The organism is Variovorax sp. MSC1_012 (genome assembly GCF_023667525.1).
Taxonomy (GTDB): domain Bacteria; phylum Pseudomonadota; class Gammaproteobacteria; order Burkholderiales; family Burkholderiaceae_C; genus Variovorax; species Variovorax beijingensis_B.
This window is the reverse complement of sequence record NZ_CM174443.1, coordinates 3,967,862-3,992,507: the sequence shown is the minus strand read 5'-3', so window position 1 is coordinate 3,992,507 and position 24,646 is coordinate 3,967,862. Positions and strand designations below refer to the sequence as shown.

Sequence of the window (24,646 nt, the reverse complement as noted above, 5' to 3'; positions counted from 1 at the left end):
TCTTTCGAAAATCAGGGCGATGAGCCGGCCCGCGCTCAGCTGCCGCGCGCGGCCTCGAAGGCCTCGCGCAGCACGGCCAGCGAGCCGATGTGGTTGGCCAGCACGAGCACGAGCCGCGCATTGAAGGCGTGGCTTTCTTCGGTGGAAAGCCCCTGGTGCGCCTCGATCAGCGCCTCGTAGAAGTCGTCGGGCGCTTCGAGATTCGGTGCGGTGATCAGTTGTTGTTGCTGTTGCATGGTGGTCCTCATGCCTTGGCGAGTGCGCGGCCGATGGCTGCGCGGATGTTTTCTGCCGCGGGTTGCCGCCAGCGCGCGCACACATGCTGGTCGGGCCGCAGCAGGTAGACGGTGCCGGGTTGCGCGTCGTAGCGCTGAGTGGCGAGTTCGCCTGCGGGCATTGCGCCTTCCACGCGCACCACGTGCAGCGGAAGGTCGCAGGACTTCAGCGCCTGCAGGCTGCGTTCGGCCGCTTCGCCGGTGCCGAACAGCAGCGCCGTGAACTGCGCCACATGGCATTCGCGCAGCAGCCAGCCGCTGCTGCCGTCGGCGCGCACGATGGGCGCATCGGCGGCCGCGGCGCCGGGCACCATCGCACCCGCAAACACATCGGCATCGGGCGTGTTGAGCGGCGAATCGCGCAGCACCGCGGGCACCGAGAGCCGCCCGCTGTTGACCAGCGTTCGCGCAAAGGCGTGGCGCTTGGTGAGCTCGAGCACCGCGTCGCGGAACAGCCGGCTCACTTCGCTCTTGGGCGTGATGAAGTCGGTGGCGCGCGTGGAGTGGCGGATGTTCTCGTCGGCCGCGTATTCGCGCTCGCTCGCATAGCTGTCGAGCAGCGCGCCGGGTGCCTCGCCCTTGAGCACGGCCGCGAGCTTCCATGCGAGGTTGTCGGCGTCCTGCACGCCCGAGTTGGCGCCGCGTGCGCCGAAGGGCGAAACGCCATGCGCCGAATCGCCCGCGAACAGCACGCGGCCATGGCGGAAGCGCTCCATGCGCTGGCACGCAAAGGTGTAGACGCTGGCCCAGCCGATCTGGAACTGCACGCCCTCGAAGCCGATGCTGTCGAGCAGCGCGCGCACGCGCGGCGTGATGTTCCCGGGCTTGCGCTCTTCCACCGGATCGGCGTCCCATCCGAGCTGGAAGTCGACGCGCCACATGCCGTCGGCCTGCTTGTGCAGCAGCACGCTCTGGCCGGGGTGGAACGGCGGGTCGAACCAGAAGCGGCGCTCGGTCGGCAGGTCCGCATCCATCGTGATGTCGGCGATCAGGAAGCGGTCGCGGAACACGCGGCCCTTGGTTTCCAGGCCCATCAGCTGCCGCAGGTTGGAGCGCGAGCCGTCGCAGGCGCCGACGTAATCGGCGGCCAGCTGATAGCTGCCCTCGGGTGTTTCGACGGTGAGCACCGCGCCGTCATCGCGCGACTCGATGCCCGTGACCTTGTTGTTCCAGCGCAGGTCGATCAGCGGCAGCGTGGCGGCGCGCTCGACGAGATAGCCCTCGACGTAGTACTGCTGCAGGTTGATGAAGGCCGGGCGCTCGTGGCCGGGCTCGGGCAGCAGGTCGAAGCGGTAGACCTGCTCGTCGTGGAAGAACACCTTGCCCACGTGCCACGACACGCCCTTGTCGACCATGCGGTCGCCGCAGCCGAGGCGGTCGAACACCTCGAGCGTGCGCTTGGCGAAGCAGATCGCGCGCGAGCCGCTGGACAGCGTGTTGTCGTTGTCCAGCAGCACCACGGGAATCCCGCGCAGCGCAAGGTCGATGGCCAGCGTGAGGCCGACCGGTCCGGCACCGACGATCACGACCGGGTGATGGGCGGGCGTGGACGCATCCTGGTCGGCGTGGCGCCTGTAGTCGAAGCGCAGGCTTTGATAGTCGATCACGTTTTGTCTCCGTGTCTTTGTATTGCTCCTTCCCCCGCTGGAGGAAGGCTGGGATGGGGGCTGGCGGCGCTCGAAATTGGCGCTCTGCGTGCCCCCACCCCAACCCTCCCCGGAAGGGGAGGGGAGCAGGACAGGTCAGCCCTCGAGTGCCTTCCACATCTCGATGTCCCGCTCGGCCGTCCACACGCGCGGGTCGGCATGGCCCGAGGCCTCGTCGTACGCGCGGCTCACGTCGAAGGGCATGCAATGGTCGAAGATCACCCACTGGCTGTACTTGGGGCTCAGCTTGGCGTAGGTGTCCTTGTAGACCGTGTTCAGGTCGCGGCCGGCCTTCACGCCCTCTTGCACGCTGGCGTACACGTCGGAGATGAAGTCGCGCGTGCCGCGCAGGCCCTCGGCCACTTCGGCCGGCGTGGTGAGCGCGGCGCCGCGGCCCGGCACCAGCGCGGCGGGTTTGAGCGCGGCGATGTTGTCCAGCGTCTGCGGCCAGTCCTGGAAGTAGGCGTCGCCCGCATACGGCGTGGCGCCGAACTCGACCAGGTCGCCCGACAGCAGCGTGCGCTCCTCGGGCAGCCAGACCACGGTGTCGCCCTTGGTGTGGCCGCGGCCCAGCTGGATCAGCTGCACCTCGAGCTTGCCGAGCCACAGCGTCATCTTGCCGGTGAAGGTCATGGTGGGCCAGGTCAGGCCCGGGGGCACGGTCTCGACGTTCTGGAACAGGCGCGGGAAGCGGCCGATCTCGCTGGCCTTGTCGGCCTCGCCGCGCTCCACGATCAGGTCGCGCGTGTCCTGGCTGGCCAGGATGTGCTCGGCCCCGTAGCCGGCCGCGCCCAGCACGCGCACCGCGTGGTAGTGCGTGAGCACCACGTACCTGATGGGCTTGTCGGTCACTTCGCGGATGCGGCGCACCACGTCGGCCGCCATGGCGGGCGTGGCCTGGGTGTCGGCCACCAGCACGCAGTCGTCGCCGATCACGATGCCGGTGTTGGGATCGCCCTCGGCGGTGTAGGCCCAGGCGTGCGCCGAGATCTGGCTGAAGGTGATCTTCTTCTCTTCCATGTCGGCCTGGCTGGCGAACTTCTTGGCTTGGCTCATCGTGTGTCTCCGTCGGTTGGATCGAAATTGGGATTCGTCTAAAACAAATGAATTTGCGGTTAGCGAATTTCGAGAGTGTAAGCCCGGGATCGGTTCATGTCTAATCCCTTCTTCATGAACGAACAACCAGACGCCAAGGCGGGCCATGGCAGCCAATGACACCGACCGCGCCGCCCAGCGCGGCATCCAGAGCATCGAAGTGGGCGGCCAGCTGCTGCGCGCGCTGGTGCACCACGGCCGGCCGATGGCGCTGAAAGACCTGGCGCGCGAAGCCGACATGACGGCTGCCAAGGCCCATCCCTACATGGTGAGCTTCGGGCGGCTCGGCCTGATCGAGCAGGACCGCGCCAGCGGCCACTATCTGCTCGGGCCGCTGGCCTTGCAACTGGGGCTCATCAGCCTGCAGCAGGCCGACCCGGTGCACATTGCGACGCAGCTGATCGCCGAGGTGGCGCAGCGCATCGGCCACACGGTGGCGCTCGCGGTCTGGGGCGCACGCGGCGCCACCATCGTGCGCACGGCCGAATCGCCGTCGCCGGTGCACGTGAACATGCGTCACGGCACGGTGTTCTCGCTCACCAACACCGCCTCGGGCCGCGTCTTCGCCGCCTACCTGGAGGCGGGGACGGTGCGGCAATTGCTCGACGCCGAGCGCCAGCGGCAGAAGCAGCGCAAGGCCGGTGAAGAGCCGCCCGCGGCCGGCATGCCGCCGCAGCCGCCGCTGCCTTCGTGGAACGAATTCGAGCGCCAGCTGCAGGAAGTGCGCGCGCACGGCATCAGCCGCTCCGAGGGCGAGGTCATCGAGGGCGTCAGCGCCATGTCGGCGCCGGTGTTCGACCACACGGGCGCCATCGTGCTGTCGGTCACGGCCATCGGCCCGGCTGCCATCTTCGACACCGCGTGGGACGGCGAAATCGCAGGCGCGCTCAAGGCCTGCGCGGGCACGGTCTCCGCGCGCCTGGGCGCAACGTCTTCGGGAAGAAACGCTTCCGGAAAAAACCTGGATCCATGACCCTGGGCACTGCTTTTTCTTCTTCTTCCGCGTCTGCCGTCGAATCCGCCATCGCCCTGCTGGGTGCAGCGCGGCGCATCGCCGTGCTCTCCGGCGCGGGGCTGTCCAGGGCTTCGGGCATTCCGACCTACCGCGACGCCGACGGCCTCTGGATGAACCAGAACGCACTGCAGTTCTCCCACGCCGAAGACCTGCAGCGCGATCCCAAGGGCTTCACCCGCTTCTGGGCCCGGCGGCTCGACACGGTCGAGGCCGCGCAGCCGAACCCCGGGCACACGGCGCTCGCGCTGCTGCAGCGGCTGCGCCCCGCCACGCGCCTGATCACGCAGAACGTCGACGGCCTGCTCTCGATCGCGGGCGGACTGGACGTGCTCGAACTGCACGGTTCGCTGCGCCGTTGGCGCTGCGACCACTGCGGCAACCGCCGCGGCCCCTGGCCCTTTCACCGCTGCATGCGCTGCGCCTCGCGCGCCCGGCCCGACGTCGTGATGTTCGGCGAGATGCTGAACCACGGCGTGCTGCAGGATGCCCAGTCGGCTGCGCAGGAGGCGGACGTGTTCATGGTGGTCGGCAGCACGGCCGTGGTCTATCCGGCGGCCGAGCTGCCACAGCTGGCGATGTCGCGCGGTGCCCGGCTGATCACGCTCAACATGGAGCCGCTGCCGCACCTGGACGAGGCGGCCTCGGTGGTCCTGCGCGGCGCGGCGGAGCTGTTGCTGCCGCAACTGGTGGCGGGGATGGGCGGCTAGCTTTCGGAAGCCCTGGCCTCGCGCAGCGCACGCCAACGCGCGAGGCTTGCTGCAGGCCAGTATGCCTCGCGCTCGTAGTATTCGGCCACCGCTGGCGTGCCGGGCGGCAGCACCACCCAGGGCTGCTTCGACATCGTGAAAATGTGCAGGTCCGGCGCCAGCCGGTCGGGCGTATCGAGCGTGCCCACGCGCACGAAGCACACGGCATCGCCCGCACCGGCGTAGTGGCTCCAGAGTGCGACACGGCAATGGGAGCAGCGAACGTATTTCTGGCCGCGTCCGCTGGCCGAAGGCGTCAGCACCACATCGACGGTGCCTTGCAGCAGTTGCATGTGCGCGGGTTCGATCAAGGCGTTGAGCGCGAAGGACGAGCCCGTTTCGCGTTGGCACCAGCGGCAATGGCAGCAGTGCACGAACAGCGGCGCAGCCGTCATGCGGTAGCGCACGGCGCCGCAAGTGCAGCCCCCGTCGAGGGGCACGAAGTCATTGCCGTCAACAGCGGCGGCCATGGTGCTTTCCTGAAAGGGCGCTCAGCCCTTCTTGCCCCCCAGCAGCACCAGCGCCCCGCCCACCACGATGGCGGCCACGCTCGCCCAGGCCGGGAAGTTGACCTGCTGCTTCTCCTTCACCGAGAACTCCAGCGGCCCCAGCTTGGCCTGGTGCGTTTCCTTCGTGAAGCTGAAGCCGCCGAGCCCGAGGCCCGCGATGCCGGCGACGACGAGCAGGATGCCGATGATGCGTGTGGCGTTCATGGTGAGGTCTCCTCCGTTGATGAAAAAAAGCGGGCCGGGGCCGAAGCCGAGCTTACTGCCGCGGCTGCTGGTCCACCCACTGCACGATCTCGGCCACCGCCGTGTCGGTGGCCGCGGCCAGCGCCTTGACGCCGCCGGGCGCATCGGCGCTTGGCGCGGGGCGGCGCACGGTGAAGCTGCGCTGGCCCAGCACGCGGTCGCCGCCGGTGGTGCCGCGGATCAGCGTGGCGCGCATGCGGACCAGGCCAACGCTGCTGCTGGCCGAATCGAAATAGTGGCTGAACTCGTCGAGCGAGATGCGCAGCGTGTCGGGCACCTTGCCCTCGGCGCGCGCGATGGTTGCGGCTTCTTCGGGGCCGAGCACGGTGCGCCGCTCGGCGAGCGCGTCGCGCAGCCGCTGGCGCAGCAGCTGTGCCGGCGGCAGGCTCCAGCGCGACTGCCCGTAGGGACGCAGCTCGTTGGCATCGGCATAGCCGAGCCGGTAGAGGATCTGCGTGCCGTCGAGCCGCGTGTTGCTCTCGATCTCGGCCAGCGCGAGCGTGGGCAATGCGGCCGCGGGCGGATTGGCGGCGGCGGCCGAGGCGGCTGGACCTGGCCCGAAGTCGTACAGCGTGGCGCGCGCGGGCTTGTCGGGCAGCGCGCCGCAGCCGGCGAGCAGCAGCAGGGCGAGGCCGGCGCAGGCGGCCCGGCGCGGATGGAGGTGGATGGCGTTCTTCATGGTCATCATCACGTTCAGGGACGTGCCAGCGAATGGGTGGCGGGCGGCGCGGAGAAGCCGGGCTCGCCGGGCCCCGCGGCGGTGCCGCCGTTGCCGAACAACAGCGACTGCGGGTTGTCGTTGATGCTGTCGGCCGCGCGGCCGAGCCGGCGCACCGCGCGCGAGGTGTCGTCGGCCACGCGGTTCACGCGCGGCAGCGTGGCGGCGTTGAACGAATCGACCGACTGCGCCAGCGCCTTGGTGCCGTCGCTCAGCCGCTCGATCGGACCGTCGGGTGCGTTGAGCCGGCCCACGGTGGTGTTGAAGTTGTTGGCCACGCGCGAGACGTCGCCGGCGGCCGTCTTCACCGAGGACAGAGTGCCCGGAAGCGCCGCGAGCGCCGGGTTCAGGCCGGTCTTCACCGTGCTGTCGAGCTGCTTGAGCAGCGTGTTGGCGCTGGCCGAGGCCGCCGCGATGTTCTCGAGCGCATCGGCCGCGCGCTTCTGGTTGTCGTCGCCCAGCAGCTGGTTGGCGCGCTTGGTCGCTTCGTCGACCTGGTTGATGATCGCCTCGCCGCGGTCCTGCAACTGCGCCAGCATCGAGGGCTTGAGCGGAATGCGCGGCGGATCGTCGTTGTTGGGCGCGAGCGCGACGTTCGATTCGCCCTTGTCGTCCAGCGCGATGAAGGCCAGGCCGGTCACGCCCTGGTAGCTCAGCGTGGCAAAGCTCGAGGTGGTGAGCGGCACGCGCTGGTCGACCGTGATGCGCACGCGCACGTTGCCGCGGGTCTTGGGGTCGAAGTCGATCGAGGTCACCTTGCCGACCGCGATGCCGCGGTAGCGCACCATGGCCTGCGGCTGCAGGCCGCTGACCGGGTCGCGCGTGGAAAGTTCGTAAATGTTGCGCACGGTGTTGTCGCGCGTGAACCAGACCACCAGCCCCACGAGCACGGCGATGAGGCCGAGCACGAAGGCGCCGGCGGCGATGGCATGGGCTTTGTTTTCCATGGTGTGGCTACCTTTCAGTGGACCGCGCCGGCGGGCGGCGGCGGGGCATCGGCGGGTTTGTCATGCAGGGCCTCCAGGGCGCGCTGGCCGCGCCCGCCCAGAAAATATTCGTGGATGAACGGATGCGGATAGGCGATCACCTCGCGCGCCGAGCCGCTGACGATGACCTTGTGGTCGGCCAGCACCGCAATGCGGGTGCTCAGGTCGAACAGGGTGTCCAGGTCGTGCGTGACCATCACCACCGTCAGGCCCAGCTCGCGGTGCAGGCCGCGCAGCAGGTCGCAGAAACTGTCGGAGGCCTCGGGGTCGAGGCCCGCGGTGGGCTCGTCCAGCAGCAGCAGCGGTGGGTCCATGATGAGCGCCCGCGCCAGCGCCACGCGCTTGATCATGCCGCCCGACAGGTCGGCCGGGCTCATGTTGGCATGCCGCGGTTCCAGGCCCACCATCTGCAGCTTGACCAGTGCCGCGTTGCGGATCAGCTCGTCGGGCAGCAGCTTGAGTTCGCGCAGCGGAAAGGCAATGTTCTCGAGCACGCTGAAGGCCGAGAACAGCGCGCCGTGCTGGAACAGCATGCCGACGTTGGCCGCGCCCTTGGCGCTGAGCTCGCCCGGCGCCCGGCCCAGCACCTCGACCGTGCCCTTCGACGGCTTCTCGAGCCCGAGGATCTGGCGCAGCAGCACCGTCTTGCCGGTGCCCGAGCCACCCACCAGCGACAGCACCTCGCCGCGCTCGATGCGCAGGTCGAGCTCGCGGTGCACCACGTGCTCGCCGTCGGCGTTCTTGAACACCGTCCAGAGCTTGCGGATGTCGACCACGGTGTTTGACACATCGCTCATTCGAATGCCTCCGCGCTACGCGCTGCGGTATTCGCCTTGGGAACGGCCCGGCGGCTCATGCCCGAAACCCCACGCCCTTGAACAGCACCGCGAACAGCGCGTCGACCAGGATCACCGCGGTGATCGAGGTCACCACCGACGAGGTGGTGCCGCGGCCCAGGCTCTCGGTGTTGGGCTTGACCTTCATGCCGAAGTAGCAGCCGATCAGCGCAATCAGGATGCCGAACACCGCCGACTTCGCGAGCGCGAGCCAGAGGTTGGCAATCGGCACCGCGCGCGGCAGCGCCGACAGGAAGTAGGCCGGCGAAATGTCGAGCGCGGCGTCGGCCGCGAGCATGCCGCCCAGGAGCGCCGCCATCGAGGTCCAGAGGCTGATCAGCGGCATCGCGATGGCCAGCGCCAGCACGCGCGGCATCACCAGCCTGAAGCCGTGCGGAATGCCCATCACGCGCATCGCGTCGAGTTCCTCGGTCACGCGCATCACGCCGATCTGCGCCGTGATGGCCGAGCCCGAGCGACCCGCGATCAGCACCGCGGCCAGCACCGGCCCGAGCTCGCGGATCAGCGACAGCCCGAGGATGTTGACCACGAAGGCCTCGGCGCCGTACTGGCGCAGTTGCTGCGAGATCAGGTAGGCCAGCACCACGCCGATCAACAGGCCCACCAGCGCCGTGATGTGCAGCGCGGTGGCGCCGAACTGGTAGAGGTGCCCCGAGAAATCGCGCCAGGGCGCGCGGTGCGGCGCGCGCAGCAGCGTGCCGGCGTCGAGCGCGAGCTGGCCGATCAGCCCCACGAAGTCGCGCACCACCTCCAGCGCGCGCGGGCCGGTGTGCGAAAAATGCCGCAGCCGCTCGGCCAGCGTGGGCGGCGGCTCCTCGGGCGTGCCCACCGTGAACTGCGCGACCTGGTCGAGCACCGCCTTGTGCTGCGGCGACATCTCGAGCGTGGCCGGCCAGTCATGGCGCCAGTGGTCCCAGAGCAGCTGCGCGCCGATGTGGTCGAGCTGCTCGATGGGGCGCAGGTCCCAGGCGCGGTCTTCGGCCGGCGGCGCGCCTGCCAGGTCCTTGGAAAGCGCCTGCCACGCGCTGCGCGACGACATGGCCAGCGTGGTCCAGCGGCCGCTGGCCACGGTCCAGCGGCGGCCGTCCTGCTCGCGCTCGTCGACGCGCGGCAACACGCTGTCGGCGGCGGATGCGTCGGCAGTCGGGGTTGCTATGGGCATGATGCGGCGATGGAGGGCGAAGTAAGAAGAAAGAGGCGGTCCGGAAGGGCGCATCGTAACCGGATGAATCGACATTCCCGGTGCGCACCGCCGCCGCTTCGCGTAGGGCGGAACGCCGTTTCGCCGGTCATTCGTAACCCTTTTCCGCTCAGTTCCAGGCCCGCGCGAGCGCGTTCCATGCGCTCGCGATCACCGGCTCGTTGCGCCGCGCCGCCAGCGAGACGAAGCGCAGTGCGCAGTCCAGCTGCACGCGGTCGGCCATCACGAGGCCGTGCGACTGGCTTTCGCGGATGGCGATCGAGTCGCGCAGCAGGCTCAGGCCCACGCCCGATTTCAGCAGGTCGAGCATCGAGGCCTCCTGGTCCACCAGCGCCACGCGGCGTGGCGACAGCCCGAGCGGGCCGAACACTTTTTCCAGCAGCCGGTGGTGCGCCGACTCCGACGGCGTGGCCAGCCAGGGCAGCGCGGCCAGCGCCTTCCAGTCGCGGCCCAGCACCTGCGGGCCCCAGCCCGCGGGCGCGACCACGCGGTAGGTGAAGCGCGTGAGCGTGCGCGCCGCGAGCGGTGCCGGCGCGGCGGCATCGCCTTCGTCCGCATCGAGGTGGAAACCCACGTCGAGCTCGCCGCGCAGCACCTGGGCCAGCACCGTGCCGCTCATGCCGTGGCGCAGCTCGGTCTCGATCTGCGGGGCCGATTCCACCAGTTCGCGCAGGAACATGCCGAGCCGGGTGAACTCCGGATCGAGGATGGTGCCGATGCGCAGCGCCCCGCGCACCGTGCCCTGCAGGTTGCGCGCGGCCTGCTGCAGGTCGCCCACGGCCGCGAGCACGCGCTCGGCCTGCGGCAGCAGCGCGGCGCCATCGGCCGTGAGCGCCAGCCCATGCGGCGTGCGCGTGAAGAGCTGCAGCCCGGTTTCCTCCGCCAGGCGCTTGAGCTGCAGGCTCACGGCCGGCTGCGTCAGGTGCAGCCGCTCGGCCGCGCGCGACACATTGCCCTCGCGCGCCGCCAGGACGAAGGCACGCAGAATCTGAAGGTCCAAGGCGGCGGCTGTCATATAAGAACGATTTATATGCCAATCGCTGCGAAATCATTGGCTTTTTGCGCATGGCTTGAGAGAAACTGCCCGCCGAAGCCCTCACCGGGCCCATGAGCACAAGAAATACCGTTGACCCCCGGAGACAAGCCAGCGCCATGAGCGACAACACATTCGACTACATCGTCATCGGCGGCGGCACGGCCGGCGCATTGATGTGCAACCGGCTGACCCGCAAATCGCAGCAGCGCACGCTGCTGATCGAAGCCGGCCGCAAGGACGACTACCACTGGATCCACATTCCGGTGGGCTACCTCTACTGCATCGGCAATCCGCGCACCGACTGGCTCTACAGCACCGAGCCCGACGCCGGCCTCAACGGCCGCGTGCTGCGCTATCCGCGCGGCAAGACGCTGGGCGGCTGCTCCAGCATCAACGGCATGATCTACATGCGCGGCCAGTCGCGCGACTACGACCGGTGGGCGCAGCTCACGGGCGACGACGCCTGGCGCTGGCAGAACGTGCTGCCCGACTTCAAGAAGCACGAGGACTACTACCTCGGCGCCGACGAGCTGCACGGCGCCGGCGGCGAATGGCGCGTGGAGAAGCAGCGCCTGCGCTGGGACATCCTCGACGCCTTTGCCGAGGCCGCGGTGCAGGCCGGCGTGCCGCACAGCACCGACTTCAACCGCGGCAGCAACGAAGGCGTCGGCTACTTCCAGGTCAACCAGAAGAACGGCTGGCGCTGGAACACCGCCAAGGCCTTCCTGCGGCCGGTCTGCTATGGCCGGCCCAACTTCGAGATGTGGGTCAACGCGCATGTGACCAAGCTGATCATCGAGACCCAGGCCGACGGCAGCCGGCGCTGCACCGGGGTGCAGGTGTGGGACGGCCACGAGATGGTCACCGCCCATGCCACTCGCGAGGTGGTGCTGTGCGCCGGCAGCATCGGCTCGCCGCAGATCCTGCAGCTCTCGGGCATCGGCCCGGCCGAGCTGCTGCGCCAGCACGGCATCGAGGTGGTGGTCGACGCGCCCGGCGTCGGCGCCAACCTGCAGGACCACCTGCAGATCCGCGCGGTCTACAAGATCAACGGTGCGCCCACGCTCAACGTGCTGGCCTCCTCGATGTACGGCAAGGCGAAGATCGGCCTCGAATACCTGATGAAGCGCAGCGGGCCGATGAGCATGGCGCCGTCGCAGCTGGGCGCCTTCACGCGCAGCTCGCCCGAGCATGAGTGGCCGAATCTCGAATACCACGTGCAGCCGCTGTCGCTCGATGCCTTCGGCGATCCGCTGCACAGCTTTCCGGCCTTTACCGCGAGCGTGTGCAACCTCAACCCCACGAGCCGCGGCACCGTGCGCATCAAGAGTCCGCGCTTCCAGGATGCGCCCGCGATCGCGCCCAACTACCTGAGCACCGACGAAGACCGCAAGGTGGCGGCCGATTCGCTGCGCGTGACGCGCCGCATCGCCTCGCAGCCGGCGCTCGCCAAGTACAAGCCCGAGGAATGGAAGCCCGGCGTTCAATACCAGAGCGACGAGGACCTGGCGCGCCTGGCCGGCGACATCGCGACCACCATCTTCCATCCGGTCGGCACCACGAAGATGGGTGCCGACGGCGACCCGATGGCGGTGCTCGATTCGAAGCTGCGCGTGCGCGGCGTGCAGGGACTGCGCGTGGTCGATGCGGGCGCGATGCCGACCATCACCAGCGGCAATACCAACAGCCCGACGTTGATGATGGCCGAGAAGGCCGCGGGGTGGATTCTCGAAGACAACCGCTGAGTTTGTGCCCTGCGTTTTCGTGGGATGCCGCGGAACCGGCTTTGCCGGGCCGCTGGCGTCGCCCCCGGAAGGGGGTGGGCGAAGCGACACGAAGTGCGCGCAGACTGGGGGTGAGCCTATTTCTCGATCGTCTTGTTCCACCGCGCGTTCCACGCGGGCCGATTGGCATTGATGCTGTCCCAGTCGATCGTGACCGCCGTCTTCATCCACTTGTTGATATCGGCCACCTGCTGCACACCGTCGCCCACGGCCGGCGCCTTGGGGTTGGTCGGGATCTGCGCGCCGTACTGAAGCACGTTGGCCTGGGCCAGCGGGCTCAGCAGGAACTCGGCGAGCTTTTGCGACAGCTCGGGCTCGCTGTTGTTCGCGATCACGCACTGGCCCACCATCAGCACCACCGCGCCTTCCTTCGGCGGCGCGTATTCCACCGGAATGCCCTTGGTCTTGAGCGCGGCCACCGCGGTGGGCGTGAGCGGGAAGATGGCGGCCTCGCCGGTCTGCACCATCTCCGACAGCTTGGCCGAGCTCGGGATGTACTCCAGCACGTTCGGGCCGATGGTGGTGGGCCAGGCCTTGAAGCCGGGCTCCACGTTCTTGTCATTGCCGCCCTGGATGCGGTTGAACATCAGGAAGCCGTGCAGCCCGAAGGACGATGAGGACATCGACTGGAAGACTACCTTGCCCTTGTACTTGGGGTCGGCCAGGTCCATCCACGAGGTGGGCGGCGCCCAGCCCTTTTCCTTGAACATCTTCGCGTTGTAGGCCAGGCCCGTCATGCCCAGGCTCACGCCGCTGGCCATGTCGTCCTTGAAGCGCGCCGCCGGGTAGATTTCGCTGAGCGACGGGTTGGTACGCTGCTTCTGGCACAGGCCCATGCCGATGGCGCGCACCATGATGCCGTCGTCCAGGAACATCACGTGCATCTGCGGGCGGTCCTTGTTGGCCTGCGCCTTCGCGAGGATGTCGGACGAGGTGCCCGGCACCACCACCACCTTGGCGCCGTAGAGCTTCTCGAAGGCCGGGAACACGTACTGCGTGTACGCCTTCTCCATGGTGCCGCCGTTCATGCCGATGTAGAGCGTCTTGGTCTGCGCGCCGGCCGCGCCGCCGGCCGCGAGCGCGGCCACCGCCGCCGCACCGAGCATGGTCCGGCGAAGAGAGAAGAAGGAAGTCTTCCGGAAACGGGACATGGTGTTTTCCTTTCAGGGTGGGGTGGGGGTGAAGCGTTCGATCGAGAAGCTCTCGATCGGCGTGCTGCTGCGGCCGTCGCGCACGAGTTCGGCCAGCACTTCGCCGGCAGCGGGGCCGACCTGGAAGCCCGCGCCCGAAAAGCCGAAGCCATGGAACAGGCCGGGCGTGGTGCGGCTCGGCCCGAGCACCGGCTGGCGGTCGGGCAGGTAGCCTTCGGTGCCGCTCCAGGTGCGGATGAAATGCGCATGGCGCAGCGCGGGCAGCAGCTCGACGGCCTGGGCGGAGAGCGAGGCGATGGCGTCGCGGTCAGAGCGGGCGCGGTCGGCATCGAGCGCGATGCCCTTGCCGCCGCCGCCCAGCACGAGGTTGCCGCGCGCCACCTGGCGGCAGTAGATGCCGCCGCCCTCCACGCCGAGGCTCCAGTCCATGAAGAAGGGCAGCGGCTCTGTCACTGCCATCGCGGGATGGCCCGATTGCAGCGGCACCTCTTCGCCGAACTCCGTGGCGATCGAACCGGCCCAGGCGCCCGCGCAGTTGAGCAGCGCCGGCGCATGCACTTCGAGCGCATTGCCCGAGCGCAGCATGAACGCCTGGCCGTCATGCGCCACCTCGTCGACCTTGTGGCGCTCGAAGACCTGCGCGCCCGCGCGCTGCGCCGCGAGCGCGAAGGCCGGCGACACCAGCCGCGGATTGGCCTGCCCGTCTTCCGCGCACAGCGAGCCGCCGACGGCGCGCGCGCCGAGCCAGGGACAGCGCTCGCGCAGGCGGGCATCGGAGATCAGCTCGAGGCCCAGGTCGAAGTCGCGGCTTTGCGCACGGTAGCGTTCCAGCGACGCCATGTCGGCCTCGCTGCGCGCGATCTTGAAGTGGCCCGAGCGCAGGTACTCGCCGTCGGTGCCGATGGTTTCGCGCAGGCGGCCCCAGATGCGGTGCGCGCGCTGCGCCAGCGGCAACTGGTCGATCGGACGGCCCTGGCGCCGCACGCCGCCGTAGTTCACGCCGCTCGAACGCGAGCCGCACAGGTCGCGCTCCAGCAGCACCACGCCGATGCCCATCTGCCGCAAGGCCAGCGCGGCGGACGCGCCGACGATGCCGCCGCCGACGATCGCTACGTCGGTGCGCAATGTCTGGCGCCCGCTCATTCGCCGGCTCCTTCGGCGGATGGCGCGGCGGCCAGGCGGATCGGAATCGGCTTGATGGGCGCCTGCCCGCGCAACCGGCCCACCTGCCGCAGCGGCAGCCCCGTGGCATGCGCGAGGATCTCCGCCGCCGCTGCGCCGCACATGCGGCCCTGGCAGCGACCCATGCCGATGCGCGACAGCGCCTTCAGGCGGTTCATCTCGTCGGCGCCGGCGGCGGCGACGGTCTGGCGCAAGGTGCCGGCCGTGATGTTTTCGCAGCGGCAGACCACGAGTTCGTCGGGCGCATGCGCGGCCCAGTCCTGCGGCACGGGGAAGGCGCGTTCGAGCCCTTCCCGGAATCCGCCGAGCTTGTAGAGCTTGCGTTCGAGTTCGGTGGCGCGCATCGCATCGACCGCCACGCCGTTGTCAGCCAGCAGCGCGAGCGCCGCGCGTTCGCCGGCCCATTCGGCCGCATCGGCACCCATGATGCCGGCGCCGTCGCCCGCAAGGTACACGCCGCGCACGCTGGAGCGGCCGGCCGCATCGCGCACCGGCAGATGGGCGCGGTGCAGCGGCGCGAATTCGAAACGGCAGCCCAGCAGGTCGGCCAATTGCGTTTCGGAGCGCAGCGCGTAGCCGAAGCCGACGGCATCGCAGGCCAGCGCGCGTTCTTCGCGGCCGTCGTGCCACGCGACGCCGGCCACCCGGCTCTCCTGGGCATCGCCGAGCACGCGCAAGGGCCGCACGCCGCTGTGCAGCGCCACGCCGTGCGCGCGCAGCCAGGCCACGTAGTACACGCCCTTCGCGAATACGGCGGGCTGCCGCAGCATCGCGGGCGTGGCGGCCAACTGGTCGGCGAGGCGCGCGGTGTCGAGCACCGCGGCCACCTTCGCGCCGGCCTTGGCGTACTGATACGCCACCAGATAGAGCAGCGGGCCGGTGCCCATGAACACCACGCGCTCGCCGATGGCGCAGCCCTGGAACTTGAGCGCCACCTGCGCGCCGCCCAGCGTGTAGACGCCGGGCAGTGTCCAGCCCGGCACCGGCAGCACGCGGTCGGTGGCGCCGGTGGCAACGATCAGCTGGCGGTACGAAAGGTTCGACGTGCTGCGCGTCGGGCCATGCAGCACGTCGAGCCGGCCGCCTTGCGCATTCCACACCAGGCTGTCGGGACGGTAATCGATGCGCTCGCGCAAGGAATCGAAGGCGGCATGCACCGCATCGGCGCGGCCGGCTTCGAAGCCATAGAGCGCCTGCGCGCTGCGCTGGGCCAGGCTCGCGGGCGGCCGCCGGTAGATCTGCCCGCCGGCGCGCGACGCCTCGTCGATCACCACCGGCCGCAGGCCGTGCGCCACCAGTGCCTGTGCGGCGCGCACGCCGGCCGGCCCGGCGCCCACGATCACCGGCCGCAATGCGGCAGGAGAAGCCGTCATGCGCCGCTCCTTCCGGTGACCAGCGCCATGCCCGGCGCGATGAAGGTGGAGCAGGCGCGCAGGCGCTCGCCCTGCTCGGTGGCGATCCAGCAATCCTGGCAGGCGCCCATCATGCAGAAGCCCGCGCGCGGGGCGCCGCTGAATTCGTTGCGCCGCAACTGGGCGGCCTGCGTGAGCACCGCGGTCAGCACGGTGTCGCCCACGAGGGCGGAGGCGGGCTGGCCGTCGAGCGTGAAGGGCACCGCGGCGCGGCCGGTCTCGGCCACGCGATGCAGCAGCGGTTGAAGCTTTGGCAAGCTCATCTATCGGCGCCCCACCAGCACGCGGTCCAGCCCGTAGACGCGGTCGAGCACCACCATGGCGATGGCCGTCACCGCCACCATCAGCGCCGACACCGCCGCCATCAGCGGATCGATCGACTCGGTGGCATACATGTACATGCGCACCGGCAGCGTCACCGTGCTGGGCGAGGTGACGAAGATCGACATCGTCACTTCGTCGAAGCTGTTGATGAAGGACAGCAGCCAGCCGCCCGTGACGCCCGGCAGGATCATCGGCAGCGTGATGCGCCGGAACACCGTGGCCTGGCTCGCGCCCAGCGAGAGCGCGGCCTGCTCGGCGCTGCGGTCGAAGCCCACCAGCGCGGCCACCACGAGCCGCAGCGTGTAGGGTGTGACGATCAGCGCATGCGCCATCACCAGCCAGCCGAAGCTGCCCGTGCCGCCCACCAGCGCGAACAGGCGCAGCAGGGCCACGCCCAGCACCAGGTGCGGAATGATCAGCGGCGAGAGGAACAGGCCGTTGAGGAAGTCGCGCCCCGGAAACGCGTAGCGCGTGATCGCCATGCCCGCCGGCACCGCGAGCAGCGTGGCGATGGTGGCCGAGGCCAGCGCGAGCCACAGGCTGTTCCAGAACGACTGCATGAAGTCCGGATGCGCGAACACCGCCTTGAACCAGCGCAGCGAGAAGTGCGTGGTGGGAATCGTCAGCGTGTTCTCGGGCGTGAACGCGACGACGCACACCACCACGAGCGGCGCCAGCATGAAGGTGATGACGAGCGCGTTGAACGCCAGGGCGAGGGGGCCGTTCTTGGTCATGAGGCCTCCCGCCGGGCCGCCCCAAGGGAGGCCTGCGCCCCCTCGGGGGGCAGCGAATACACGAAGTGATGGAGCGTGGGGGTCATATCACCCGAGCGCTTTCTTGTAGCGGCCCTCGACGAGGCGGTTGTAGCTCAACATCACGATGAGGTTGGCCACCAGCAGAACCAGCGCGACGGCGGCGCCGAGCGGCCAGTTGAGTTCGTGCAGGTACTCGTCGTACACCACCGTCGCGACCATCTTCAAGCGGCGCCCACCGAGCAGCCCCGGAATCGCGAACGAGCTCGCGGCCAGGCCGAACACGATCAGGCTGCCCGAGAGAATGCCCGGCATCACCTGCGGCAGCACGATGCGCCTGAGCGTGGTGAAGGGCGAGGCCCTGAGCGAGAGCGCGGCGTTCTCCACGCCCGCGTCGAGCTTCTGCAGCGAGGTCCAGACCGGAATCACCATGAAGGGCAGCATCACGTGGACCAGCGCGACGATCACCGCGGTCTCGGTGTAGAGCATCTTCACCGGCCCGATGCCCACCAGCCGCAGCAGCCCGTTCACCGCGCCTTCGGGCCCGAGCAGCATGCTCCAGCCGAAGGCGCGCACCACCACCGACACCAGCAGCGGCGCCAGCACCACCAGCAGCAGCACCGAGCGCCAGGGGTTGCGCATGCGACTCAGAACATAGGCCTCTGGCGCGCCGACCAGCACGCAGATCAGCGTGACGAGGCCCGAGATCCAGAAGGTGCGCCAGAAGATGCCGTGGTAGTACGAGTCGGTGAACACCTGCGCGTAGTGCGCGAGCGTGAACTCGCCGGCCTTCGGACCGGTGGCCGGGTCGTAGACGTTGAACGACAACACCGCGGTGAGCGCGAGCGGCACCACCAGCAGGGCCGCGAACAGCAGCAGCGCGGGCCCCGACAGCCACCAGGGCGTGGCCTTGCCCTTCATGCCGCCACCGCCTCGCCGGCCGGCAGCAGCCGCGTGCAATGCGCAGGCCAGTCGATGCCGGCGGCATGGCCTTCGCCGAGCGCGTCGCGGCCGTCGTTGGGGCTCAGCACCATCAGGTCGCCGGCGGGCGTGCCCAGGCGATAGAGCCACTGGCTGCCGAGGAAGAAGCGCTCCAGCACCTGGCCATCGAGCCGACCGCGGCCGGCCTCCACCAGCTGCAGCTTTTCGGGGCGCACGCTCATCAGCACCGCATCGCCTGGCATGTAGCCGGTGTCGTCGACCTCGACCGCGAGCGCGCCCACCGCCACATGGCAGCTGCGCGCTCCGCTGGCCGTGACGCGCCCGTTCAGCAGGTTGGCCTTGCCCACGAAGGTGGAAATGAAGCGCGTGCTCGGATGCTCGTACACGCGGTGCGGATGGTCGATCTGCGTGGCGCAGCCGCCTTCCATCACCACCACGCGGTCGCTGATCGACATGGCCTCGCTCTGGTCGTGCGTGACCATCACCGTGGTGGTGCCCACCTTGCGCTGGATCTGGCGCAGCTCGAACTGCATCTCCTCGCGCAGCTTGGCGTCCAGGTTGGAGAGCGGTTCGTCCAGCAGCAGCACCGGCGGCTCGATGACGAGCGCGCGGGCCAGTGCCACGCGCTGGCGCTGGCCGCCCGAGAGCTCGCGCGGGTAGCGCGCGGCATGCGCTTCCAGGTGCACCAGCGCGAGCGCCTGCTTCACCCGTTCAGCGCGCTCGGCCTTGGGCATCTTGCGCATCTCCAGGCCGAAGCTCACGTTGTCGGCCACCGTCATGTGCGGGAACAGCGCATAGGTCTGGAACACGATGCCCAGGCCGCGCGTGTTGGCCTTGGCATGCGTGATGTCCTTGCCCGCGAGCTCGATGCGCCCGCTCGACACCGCCTCGAAGCCCGCGATCATCTGCAGCGTGGTGGTCTTGCCGCAGCCCGAGGGGCCGAGCAGCGAGACGAACTCGCCCTTCTCCACCGTGAGGTTCATGGCCGACACGGCGCGCGTGGCGCCGTAGAACTTGGTCAGGTCGGTGAGCCGTAGGAACGACATGGAAGGGCCTTTCTGCGGGGGTCTTGATGGCATGCAGCACCTTGGTGCACGCCGCGGACAAAGAGAGAACTTTCAATTCACTCTATTGCAACGATCGCGCCAGAACGCCTCGGGTATTCCATTAAACAGAATTTTTATCGAATTTATTCCGTTCAATGGAATATAGTGTGAAGAATCGAACTCAGGAATTCCACAGGAGCAAGGCATGGAAACCCCTTCGGCAGCCAGCGGCGGCGTGCCGCGTGTCTTTTCGGTGATCCGCGCGCTCGGCGCGGTGCAGGCCGAGGGCGGGCGAGTGACCCAGATCGCACGGTCCGTGGGCCTCACGCAGGCCACCACGCACCGCCTGCTGCAGTCGCTCATGGCCGAAGGCATGGTCGAGCAGGACGAGCACAGCAAGCTCTACCGGCTGAGCATCGATTTCTTCGCGCTCGCGGCCAGCGCCGGCAACCCCGGCGACCTGCGCTCCATCTGCCGCCCGGTGCTGCTGCGCCTGTGCGCGAGCCTGGGCGACAGCATCTTTCTCTTGGCGCGCAGCGGCTTCGATGCGATCTGCCTCGACCGCAGCGAAGGGCCGTTCCCGATCCGCTCGTTCACGGGCGACATCGGCGGGCGCATCGCGTTGGGCGTGGGGCAGGGCGCGCTCGCGATCCTCGCCTTTTTGCCGGAGGCGGAGCGCGAGGAGGTGATCCGCTTCAATCTCTCGCGCGTGCGCGAGTACGGCGTGTACGACGAGGTGTATCTGCGCACCGAGATCGAGCGCGTGCGCCAGGCCGGCTATGCGGGGCGCAACACCGGCCTGCTCGAAGGCATGGCTGGCGTCGCCGTGCCCATCCTCGACCGCGAGGGCCGCGCGGTGGCCGCGCTCAGCGTGGGCACCATCGCCGACCGGCTCAATGCCGACCGCATGCCCACGGTGGTCGAACTGCTCAAGCGCGAGGCAGCGGCCATCGGGCCGAAGATCAATCCCTTCGACGCGACCTTGCGGCGGCCGGCGCAGAGCCTGGCGGGTTCGCCGGCGGGGCAGAAGATCCCATTGCCCGACGCGCCGGGCCCCGCATAGGCGCGGCGGCGCCGGCCGGATTCATTTCAGCTTCCTGTCTTCGCTCTTGGCTTCTGCCATGGCCTCGGGTTCCAGCTCCTCGGCATAGCGGTTGAGGCGGATGAAGAGGCCCCAGCCTGCCATCAGCAGCCCCACGGCGCCGAGCATGGCGGCGGCATGCAGCATCAGTTCGGGCGCCTCGCGCGCCTTGAAGGTCGCGACCAGCCCTTCGACCGCAACGGCGACCACGATCACCACCATGAACCGCGAGAGGAACCTGCGCACCCGCGTCGGCGCGCCGATGTGCGCGTCGCGGACCACTTCCTCTTCCAGCACCGTCTGGGAAATCTGCAGCGCCACGACCCCGGCCGCCAGCAGCCCCACCGCCTCGATGACCGCCTCGGCCGCCGGAAGGTCCAGGCCCCGCATGACCGCGCCCCAGCCGGCGCGCGCCGCAATCACGACCAGCACGAGCGATGCAGCGGCGAAGGCCAGCGCCATCAGCGCGTGGATCGCGGCGTAGAGGGAATGGATCACTTTCATGGCGGCAGGGTGGTTGCGCGTGGGGGTGGAATCTTCGGTGCCGGGCGGCGGCTCGCGCGTAGGCGCGCAGCCCGTTGCACGCTGGGCGAAAGAGCAGTTCATTCCCCAAACGCATCAGGTCCTTCCGTTTTTTCACTAGGCAAGCGCGCGGGATTCGCTGATATTGGCCGGGTTTCCCGCCCCTTCCGTCCTTCCTCCTCCTTGCCGGAGCGCGCTCATGTCCGAAGCCCAAGCCCCTCTCTCCCTCGCCACCGAAGTCGAACAGCTGCTGCAGCGCCTGGGCGTGCCCCGCGGCGCCCACACCGGCGGCGAGCTGACGGTGCGCTCGCCGGTCACCGGCGAGGTGGTCGCGCAAGTGCGGCAGACCAGCGCCACGGAAGCGGCCGCGGCCATCGGCCAGGCGCACGAGGCTTTCAAGGCCTGGCGCAGCGTGCCCGCGCCGCGCCGCGGCGAACTGGTGCGCCTGCTGGGCGAGGAGCTGCGCGCGGCCAAGGCAGACCTCGGCCGCCTCGTCACGCTCGAGGCCGGCAAGATTCCGTCCGAAGGCGCAGGCGAGGTGCAGGAGATGATCGACATCTGCGACTTCGCGGTCGGCCTCTCGCGCCAGCTCTACGGCCTCACGCTCGCCACCGAACGTGCCGAGCACCGCATGATGGAAACCTGGCATCCGCTGGGCGTGTGCGGTGTGATCTCGGCCTTCAACTTTCCGGTGGCCGTGTGGTCGTGGAACGCGGCGCTGGCGCTGGTGTGCGGCGATTCGGTGGTGTGGAAGCCGTCCGAAAAAACGCCGCTCACCGCGCTGGCCGTGCATGCCATTGCGCAGCGCGCCATTGCGCGTTTCGGCGATGCGCCCGAAGGCCTGCTCGGCCTGCTGCTGGGCCAGCGCGACATCGGCGAAGTGCTGGTCGACGACCACCGCGTGCCGATTCTCTCGGCCACCGGCTCGACCGCGATGGGCCGGCAGGTGGGCCCGAAGCTGGCCGCGCGCTTCGCACGCGCCATTCTCGAACTCGGCGGCAACAACGCCGCCATCGTCACGCCCTCGGCCGACCTCGACCTCACGCTGCGCGCCATCGCGTTCTCGGCCATGGGCACGGCCGGCCAGCGCTGCACCACGCTGCGCCGGCTGTTCGTGCACGACAGCGTGTACGACGCGCTGGTGCCCAAGCTCGCCAAGGTATACGGCAACGTGCAGGTGGGCGATCCGCGCGAGGCCGGCACGCTGGTCGGTCCGCTGATCGACCGCGCCGCCTTCGACGGCATGCAGAAGGCGCTGGGCGAAAGCCGCGAGATCGGCGCCACGGTACATGGCGGCCAGCGCGTGGAGGGCATCGGCACGAAAGAGGCCTTCTATGTGCGCCCGGCGCTGGTCGAACTGAAGTCGCACGACGGCCCGGCGCTGCGCGAAACCTTCGCACCGATTCTTTATGTGGTGCGCTACAGCTCGCTGGACGACGCCATCGAATGGCACAACGCGGTGGGCGCGGGCCTGTCGTCCTCGATCTTCACGCTCAACGTGCGCGAGGCCGAGCGCTTCCTGTCGAGCGCGGGCTCGGACTGCGGCATTGCCAACGTCAACATCGGCCCGAGCGGCGCCGAGATCGGCGGCGCCTTCGGCGGCGAGAAGGAAACGGGCGGCGGCCGCGAAGCCGGCTCCGACAGCTGGAAGGCGTACATGCGCCGCGCCACCAACACCATCAACTACTCGACGGCGTTGCCCTTGGCTCAAGGCGTGACCTTCGACATCGGCGACTGATCGCCCCGGCCTTCGCGTTCCTGCCGCGCGGCGTTTCGCTGCAGCGGCCGGGCGATGGTCGTGCCCAAGAAAAACAACCAGGAGACAGAGAAAATGAAGATGCGATTGAAGACCCTCGCCACCGCCGCAGCGCTGCTCGCGCTCGCATTCGGCGCCGCCGCGCAGCAGGCGCCGGCCGGCGGCACGCTCGACAAGATCAGGAGCAGCGGCCGCGCGGTGCTGGGCGTGCGCGAAGCCTCGCCGCCCATGGCCTACATGCTGGGCGCGAACGACAAATACGTGGGCTACCACGTCGAGCTGTGCGAGCGCGTGCTCAAGGACATCGCGCCGCAGGCCAAGCTCGAATACATGGCCGTGACCGCGCAGAACACCATCCCGCTGGTGCAGAACGGCACGCTCGACATCGGCTGCGGCCCGACCACCAACAACACCGCGCGCCAGCAGCAGGTGGCGTTCGCGCTCACCACCTACGTGAGCGAGGTGCGCATGGCCACGCGCGTGGATTCGGGCATCAGCTCGCTCGACCAGCTGGCGGGCCGCACCGTGTCGGCCTCCACCGGCACCACCGCTGTGCAGCTGCTGCGCAAGCGCGAGCGCGCGCAGAACACCACCATCACCACGATGCTCGGCAAGGACCACCTCGAGAGCTTCCTGCTGATGGAGTCGGGCCGCGCCGATGCCTTCGTGCTCGACGACAACCTGCTCGCGGGCATCATCGCGAACGCGAAGAACCCGTCGGCCTACCGCATCGTCGGCGATGCGCTCGGCTCCGAGCCCATTGCGCTGCTGTTCCGCAAGGACGACCCGGCCTTCAAGGCCGCGGTGGACGACGCGCTGCGCCGCCTCATGAAGAGCGGCGAGCTCGAGAAGATCTACACCAGGTGGTTCGTCGCGCCGATTCCACCGAAGAACACCAGCCTGAACCTGCCGATGAGCGCGGCGCTGAAGCAGCTCATTGCCGAACCCAACGACAAGCCGCTGGAGGCCTACGCGAAGTGACATCCGCCGTTCTCGATCCCGCGCTTTCGGCTTCCGCATTCGAGCCCGCGCAGCGCGTGCGCGCCATCGGCGTGTCGGAAATCCTGCGCATCACCGACCATGCCAACGCGCTCAAGCGGGCCGGCCGGCCGGTGATCGTGCTGGGCGCGGGCGAACCGGACTTCGACACGCCCGAGCACATCCGCGCCGCCGCGGCCCGCGCCATGGAGCGAGGCGACACGCGCTACACCGTGCTCGACGGCAGCCCGGCCATGAAGGCCGCGGTGCAGCTCAAGTTCAGGCGCGACAACGCGCTGGACTTTGCGTTGGACGAGATCAGCGTGGGCGCGGGCGCCAAGCAGGTGACCTTCAACGCGCTGATGGCCAGCCTGAACCCGGGCGACGAGGTGATCCTGCCCGCACCGTACTGGACCTCCTACGCCGACATCGTGCAGATCTGCGGCGGCGTGCCGGCGAGCGTGCCCTGCGGCGAGGCCAACGGCTTCAGGCTCGATGCCGCGCAGCTCGAGGCCGCCATCACGCCGCGCACGCGCTGGCTCTTTTTGAATTCGCCGTCGAACCCGAGCGGCGCGGCCTACAGCGCGGCGCAGCTCGCGCCGCTGTGCGAGGTGCTGCTGCGGCATCCCGCGGTGTGGGTGCTGGTGGACGACATCTACGAACACATCCTCTACGACGGCCTCGCCTTCGCCACACCCGCGGCCGTGGAGCCGCGGCTGCGCGAGCGCACGCTCACCGTGAACGGCGTATCCAAGGCCTACGCGATGACCGGCTGGCGCGTGGGCTACGGGGCAGGGCCGCGCGCGCTGATCGCGGCCATGGCGGTGGTGCAGAGCCAGTCGACCTCGTGCCCGTCGTCGGTGAGCCAGGCCGCCGCGATCGAGGCGCTCACCGGGCCGCAAGACATCGTGGCCGAGCGGCGCGACGACTTCCAGGCACGGCGCGACTTCGTGGTGGCCGCACTGAACCGCGCACCGGGCCTGCATTGCCGCATGCCCGAGGGCGCTTTCTATACGTTTGCCAGCTGCGCGGGCGTGCTCGGCCGGCGCACCCGCGGCGGCGCGCTGCTGCAGACCGACAGCGACTTCTGCAACTACCTGCTGCAGGATTTCGAAGTGGCGGTGGTGCCGGGCAGCGTGTTCGGGCTGGCGCCGTATTTCCGCATTTCGTATGCCACGTCGATGGTGCAGCTCGAGGAGGCGTGTGCACGCATTGCCGCGGCATGCGAAGCTCTCGAATGACCTCGCATTTCTCCCTCCCCTTCCGGGGGAGGGCAGGGTTGGGGGCAGGCGGCGTATCCATCGCCCGCGACCTGGTCAGCGCCGCTTGCCCCCATCCCAGCCTTCCCCCGGGAGGGGAAGGAGCGAATACCCATATCCACAGCCATCC

General features: G+C 69.2%; 25 protein-coding genes. 7 read left to right on the top strand and 18 right to left on the bottom strand.

Features of this window, described 5'->3' with window-relative positions:
- Window positions 1–35: 35 nt before the first annotated feature.
- From L1081_RS18720 to L1081_RS18710, 3 genes are all read right to left on the bottom strand, one after another.
- Window positions 36–236 (bottom strand): DUF2783 domain-containing protein, encoded by a 201-nt coding sequence (locus tag L1081_RS18720; RefSeq protein ID WP_319440386.1) that lies wholly within the window; start codon window positions 234–236, stop codon window positions 36–38.
- Between the two features lie 8 nt (window positions 237–244).
- A complete protein-coding gene (locus L1081_RS18715; RefSeq protein WP_489413518.1) occupies window positions 245–1,882 on the bottom strand; it encodes an FAD-dependent monooxygenase in 1,638 nt (545 codons plus the stop codon).
- A gap of 135 nt (window positions 1,883–2,017) precedes the next feature.
- Window positions 2,018–2,977 carry an MBL fold metallo-hydrolase gene (locus tag L1081_RS18710; RefSeq protein WP_319428718.1) on the bottom strand — a complete coding sequence of 320 codons (960 nt, stop codon included), beginning with the start codon at window positions 2,975–2,977 and terminating at the stop codon, window positions 2,018–2,020.
- Window positions 2,978–3,122: 145 nt separating this feature from the next.
- On the opposite strand from L1081_RS18710, the gene L1081_RS18705 reads away from it, so the two are divergent.
- On the top strand, window positions 3,123–3,989 hold the full coding sequence (locus tag L1081_RS18705; protein WP_489413517.1) for an IclR family transcriptional regulator domain-containing protein: 867 nt from the start codon (window positions 3,123–3,125) through the stop codon (window positions 3,987–3,989).
- Window positions 3,986–4,738 (top strand): Sir2 family NAD-dependent protein deacetylase, encoded by a 753-nt coding sequence (locus tag L1081_RS18700; protein ID WP_489413516.1) that lies wholly within the window; start codon window positions 3,986–3,988, stop codon window positions 4,736–4,738. The genes L1081_RS18705 and L1081_RS18700 overlap by 4 nt, the downstream gene beginning before the upstream one ends.
- On the opposite strand, the gene L1081_RS18695 is transcribed toward L1081_RS18700, so the two are convergent.
- From L1081_RS18695 to L1081_RS18665, 7 genes are all read right to left on the bottom strand, one after another.
- Window positions 4,735–5,247 carry a GFA family protein gene (locus L1081_RS18695; RefSeq protein ID WP_489413515.1) on the bottom strand — a complete coding sequence of 171 codons (513 nt, stop codon included), beginning with the start codon at window positions 5,245–5,247 and terminating at the stop codon, window positions 4,735–4,737. The two genes, L1081_RS18700 and L1081_RS18695, sit on opposite strands and share 4 nt — an antisense overlap.
- A 21-nt stretch (window positions 5,248–5,268) precedes the next feature.
- A complete protein-coding gene (locus tag L1081_RS18690) occupies window positions 5,269–5,490 on the bottom strand; it encodes a hypothetical protein (RefSeq protein ID WP_021005054.1) in 222 nt (73 codons plus the stop codon).
- 52 nt (window positions 5,491–5,542) lie between these two features.
- Window positions 5,543–6,208 carry an ABC-type transport auxiliary lipoprotein family protein gene (locus tag L1081_RS18685; protein WP_489413514.1) on the bottom strand — a complete coding sequence of 222 codons (666 nt, stop codon included), beginning with the start codon at window positions 6,206–6,208 and terminating at the stop codon, window positions 5,543–5,545.
- A 14-nt stretch (window positions 6,209–6,222) separates the two neighbouring features.
- Entirely contained in the window at window positions 6,223–7,194 is a 972-nt protein-coding gene (locus L1081_RS18680) for an MlaD family protein (RefSeq protein ID WP_489413513.1), read from the bottom strand.
- Between the two features lie 14 nt (window positions 7,195–7,208).
- Window positions 7,209–8,030 (bottom strand): ATP-binding cassette domain-containing protein, encoded by an 822-nt coding sequence (locus L1081_RS18675; protein ID WP_489413512.1) that lies wholly within the window; start codon window positions 8,028–8,030, stop codon window positions 7,209–7,211.
- A 55-nt stretch (window positions 8,031–8,085) separates the two neighbouring features.
- Window positions 8,086–9,252 carry an MlaE family lipid ABC transporter permease subunit gene (locus tag L1081_RS18670; RefSeq protein ID WP_489413511.1) on the bottom strand — a complete coding sequence of 389 codons (1,167 nt, stop codon included), beginning with the start codon at window positions 9,250–9,252 and terminating at the stop codon, window positions 8,086–8,088.
- A gap of 148 nt (window positions 9,253–9,400) precedes the next feature.
- The gene (locus L1081_RS18665; protein WP_489413510.1) at window positions 9,401–10,306 is read right to left on the bottom strand and encodes a LysR substrate-binding domain-containing protein; all 906 of its coding nucleotides are present in this window, start codon (window positions 10,304–10,306) and stop codon (window positions 9,401–9,403) included.
- Between the two features lie 137 nt (window positions 10,307–10,443).
- Between L1081_RS18665 and L1081_RS18660 the strand changes: the two genes are divergently transcribed.
- Complete coding sequence (locus L1081_RS18660; protein WP_489413509.1) at window positions 10,444–12,072, top strand: GMC family oxidoreductase N-terminal domain-containing protein; 1,629 nt, start codon at window positions 10,444–10,446, stop codon at window positions 12,070–12,072.
- A 116-nt stretch (window positions 12,073–12,188) separates the two neighbouring features.
- Here L1081_RS18660 and L1081_RS18655 read toward each other — a convergent pair whose 3' ends face one another.
- The 7 genes from L1081_RS18655 to L1081_RS18625 all read right to left on the bottom strand — a co-directional run bounded on the left by L1081_RS18655 (window position 12,189) and on the right by L1081_RS18625 (window position 18,920).
- Window positions 12,189–13,262, bottom strand: coding sequence for an extracellular solute-binding protein (locus L1081_RS18655; protein WP_489413508.1), 1,074 nt, complete (start codon window positions 13,260–13,262; stop codon window positions 12,189–12,191).
- Window positions 13,263–13,274: 12 nt separating this feature from the next.
- Complete coding sequence (locus L1081_RS18650; RefSeq protein WP_489413507.1) at window positions 13,275–14,405, bottom strand: FAD-dependent oxidoreductase; 1,131 nt, start codon at window positions 14,403–14,405, stop codon at window positions 13,275–13,277.
- Entirely contained in the window at window positions 14,402–15,817 is a 1,416-nt protein-coding gene (locus L1081_RS18645) for an FAD-dependent oxidoreductase (RefSeq protein ID WP_489413506.1), read from the bottom strand. The genes L1081_RS18650 and L1081_RS18645 overlap by 4 nt, the downstream gene beginning before the upstream one ends.
- Window positions 15,814–16,119: a (2Fe-2S)-binding protein gene (locus tag L1081_RS18640; protein WP_478079557.1), complete on the bottom strand. Its 306-nt coding sequence runs from the start codon at window positions 16,117–16,119 to the stop codon at window positions 15,814–15,816. Before L1081_RS18640 ends, L1081_RS18645 begins: the two co-directional genes overlap by 4 nt.
- Complete coding sequence (locus tag L1081_RS18635; RefSeq protein WP_489413505.1) at window positions 16,120–16,914, bottom strand: ABC transporter permease subunit; 795 nt, start codon at window positions 16,912–16,914, stop codon at window positions 16,120–16,122.
- Between the two features lie 87 nt (window positions 16,915–17,001).
- Window positions 17,002–17,853: an ABC transporter permease subunit gene (locus tag L1081_RS18630; protein ID WP_489413504.1), complete on the bottom strand. Its 852-nt coding sequence runs from the start codon at window positions 17,851–17,853 to the stop codon at window positions 17,002–17,004.
- Window positions 17,850–18,920, bottom strand: a complete 1,071-nt coding sequence (locus tag L1081_RS18625) for an ATP-binding cassette domain-containing protein (protein WP_489413503.1) — start codon at window positions 18,918–18,920, stop codon at window positions 17,850–17,852. Before L1081_RS18625 ends, L1081_RS18630 begins: the two co-directional genes overlap by 4 nt.
- A 205-nt stretch (window positions 18,921–19,125) precedes the next feature.
- Here L1081_RS18625 and L1081_RS18620 point away from each other — a divergent pair, with 205 nt between their 5' ends.
- Entirely contained in the window at window positions 19,126–19,983 is an 858-nt protein-coding gene (locus L1081_RS18620; RefSeq protein ID WP_489413502.1) for an IclR family transcriptional regulator domain-containing protein, read from the top strand.
- A gap of 21 nt (window positions 19,984–20,004) precedes the next feature.
- Here L1081_RS18620 and L1081_RS18615 read toward each other — a convergent pair whose 3' ends face one another.
- A complete protein-coding gene (locus tag L1081_RS18615) occupies window positions 20,005–20,505 on the bottom strand; it encodes a hypothetical protein (RefSeq protein ID WP_489413501.1) in 501 nt (166 codons plus the stop codon).
- A gap of 217 nt (window positions 20,506–20,722) precedes the next feature.
- Here L1081_RS18615 and amaB point away from each other — a divergent pair, with 217 nt between their 5' ends.
- The 3 genes from amaB (at window position 20,723) to L1081_RS18600 (ending at window position 24,498) form a co-directional block, all read left to right on the top strand.
- On the top strand, window positions 20,723–22,261 hold the full coding sequence (gene amaB / locus L1081_RS18610; RefSeq protein ID WP_489413500.1) for an L-piperidine-6-carboxylate dehydrogenase: 1,539 nt from the start codon (window positions 20,723–20,725) through the stop codon (window positions 22,259–22,261).
- Window positions 22,262–22,354: 93 nt separating this feature from the next.
- A complete protein-coding gene (locus L1081_RS18605; RefSeq protein ID WP_489413499.1) occupies window positions 22,355–23,260 on the top strand; it encodes a transporter substrate-binding domain-containing protein in 906 nt (301 codons plus the stop codon).
- Window positions 23,257–24,498, top strand: a complete 1,242-nt coding sequence (locus L1081_RS18600; protein WP_489413498.1) for an aminotransferase class I/II-fold pyridoxal phosphate-dependent enzyme — start codon at window positions 23,257–23,259, stop codon at window positions 24,496–24,498. The genes L1081_RS18605 and L1081_RS18600 overlap by 4 nt, the downstream gene beginning before the upstream one ends.
- The last annotated feature ends 148 nt before the right edge of the window (window positions 24,499–24,646 follow it).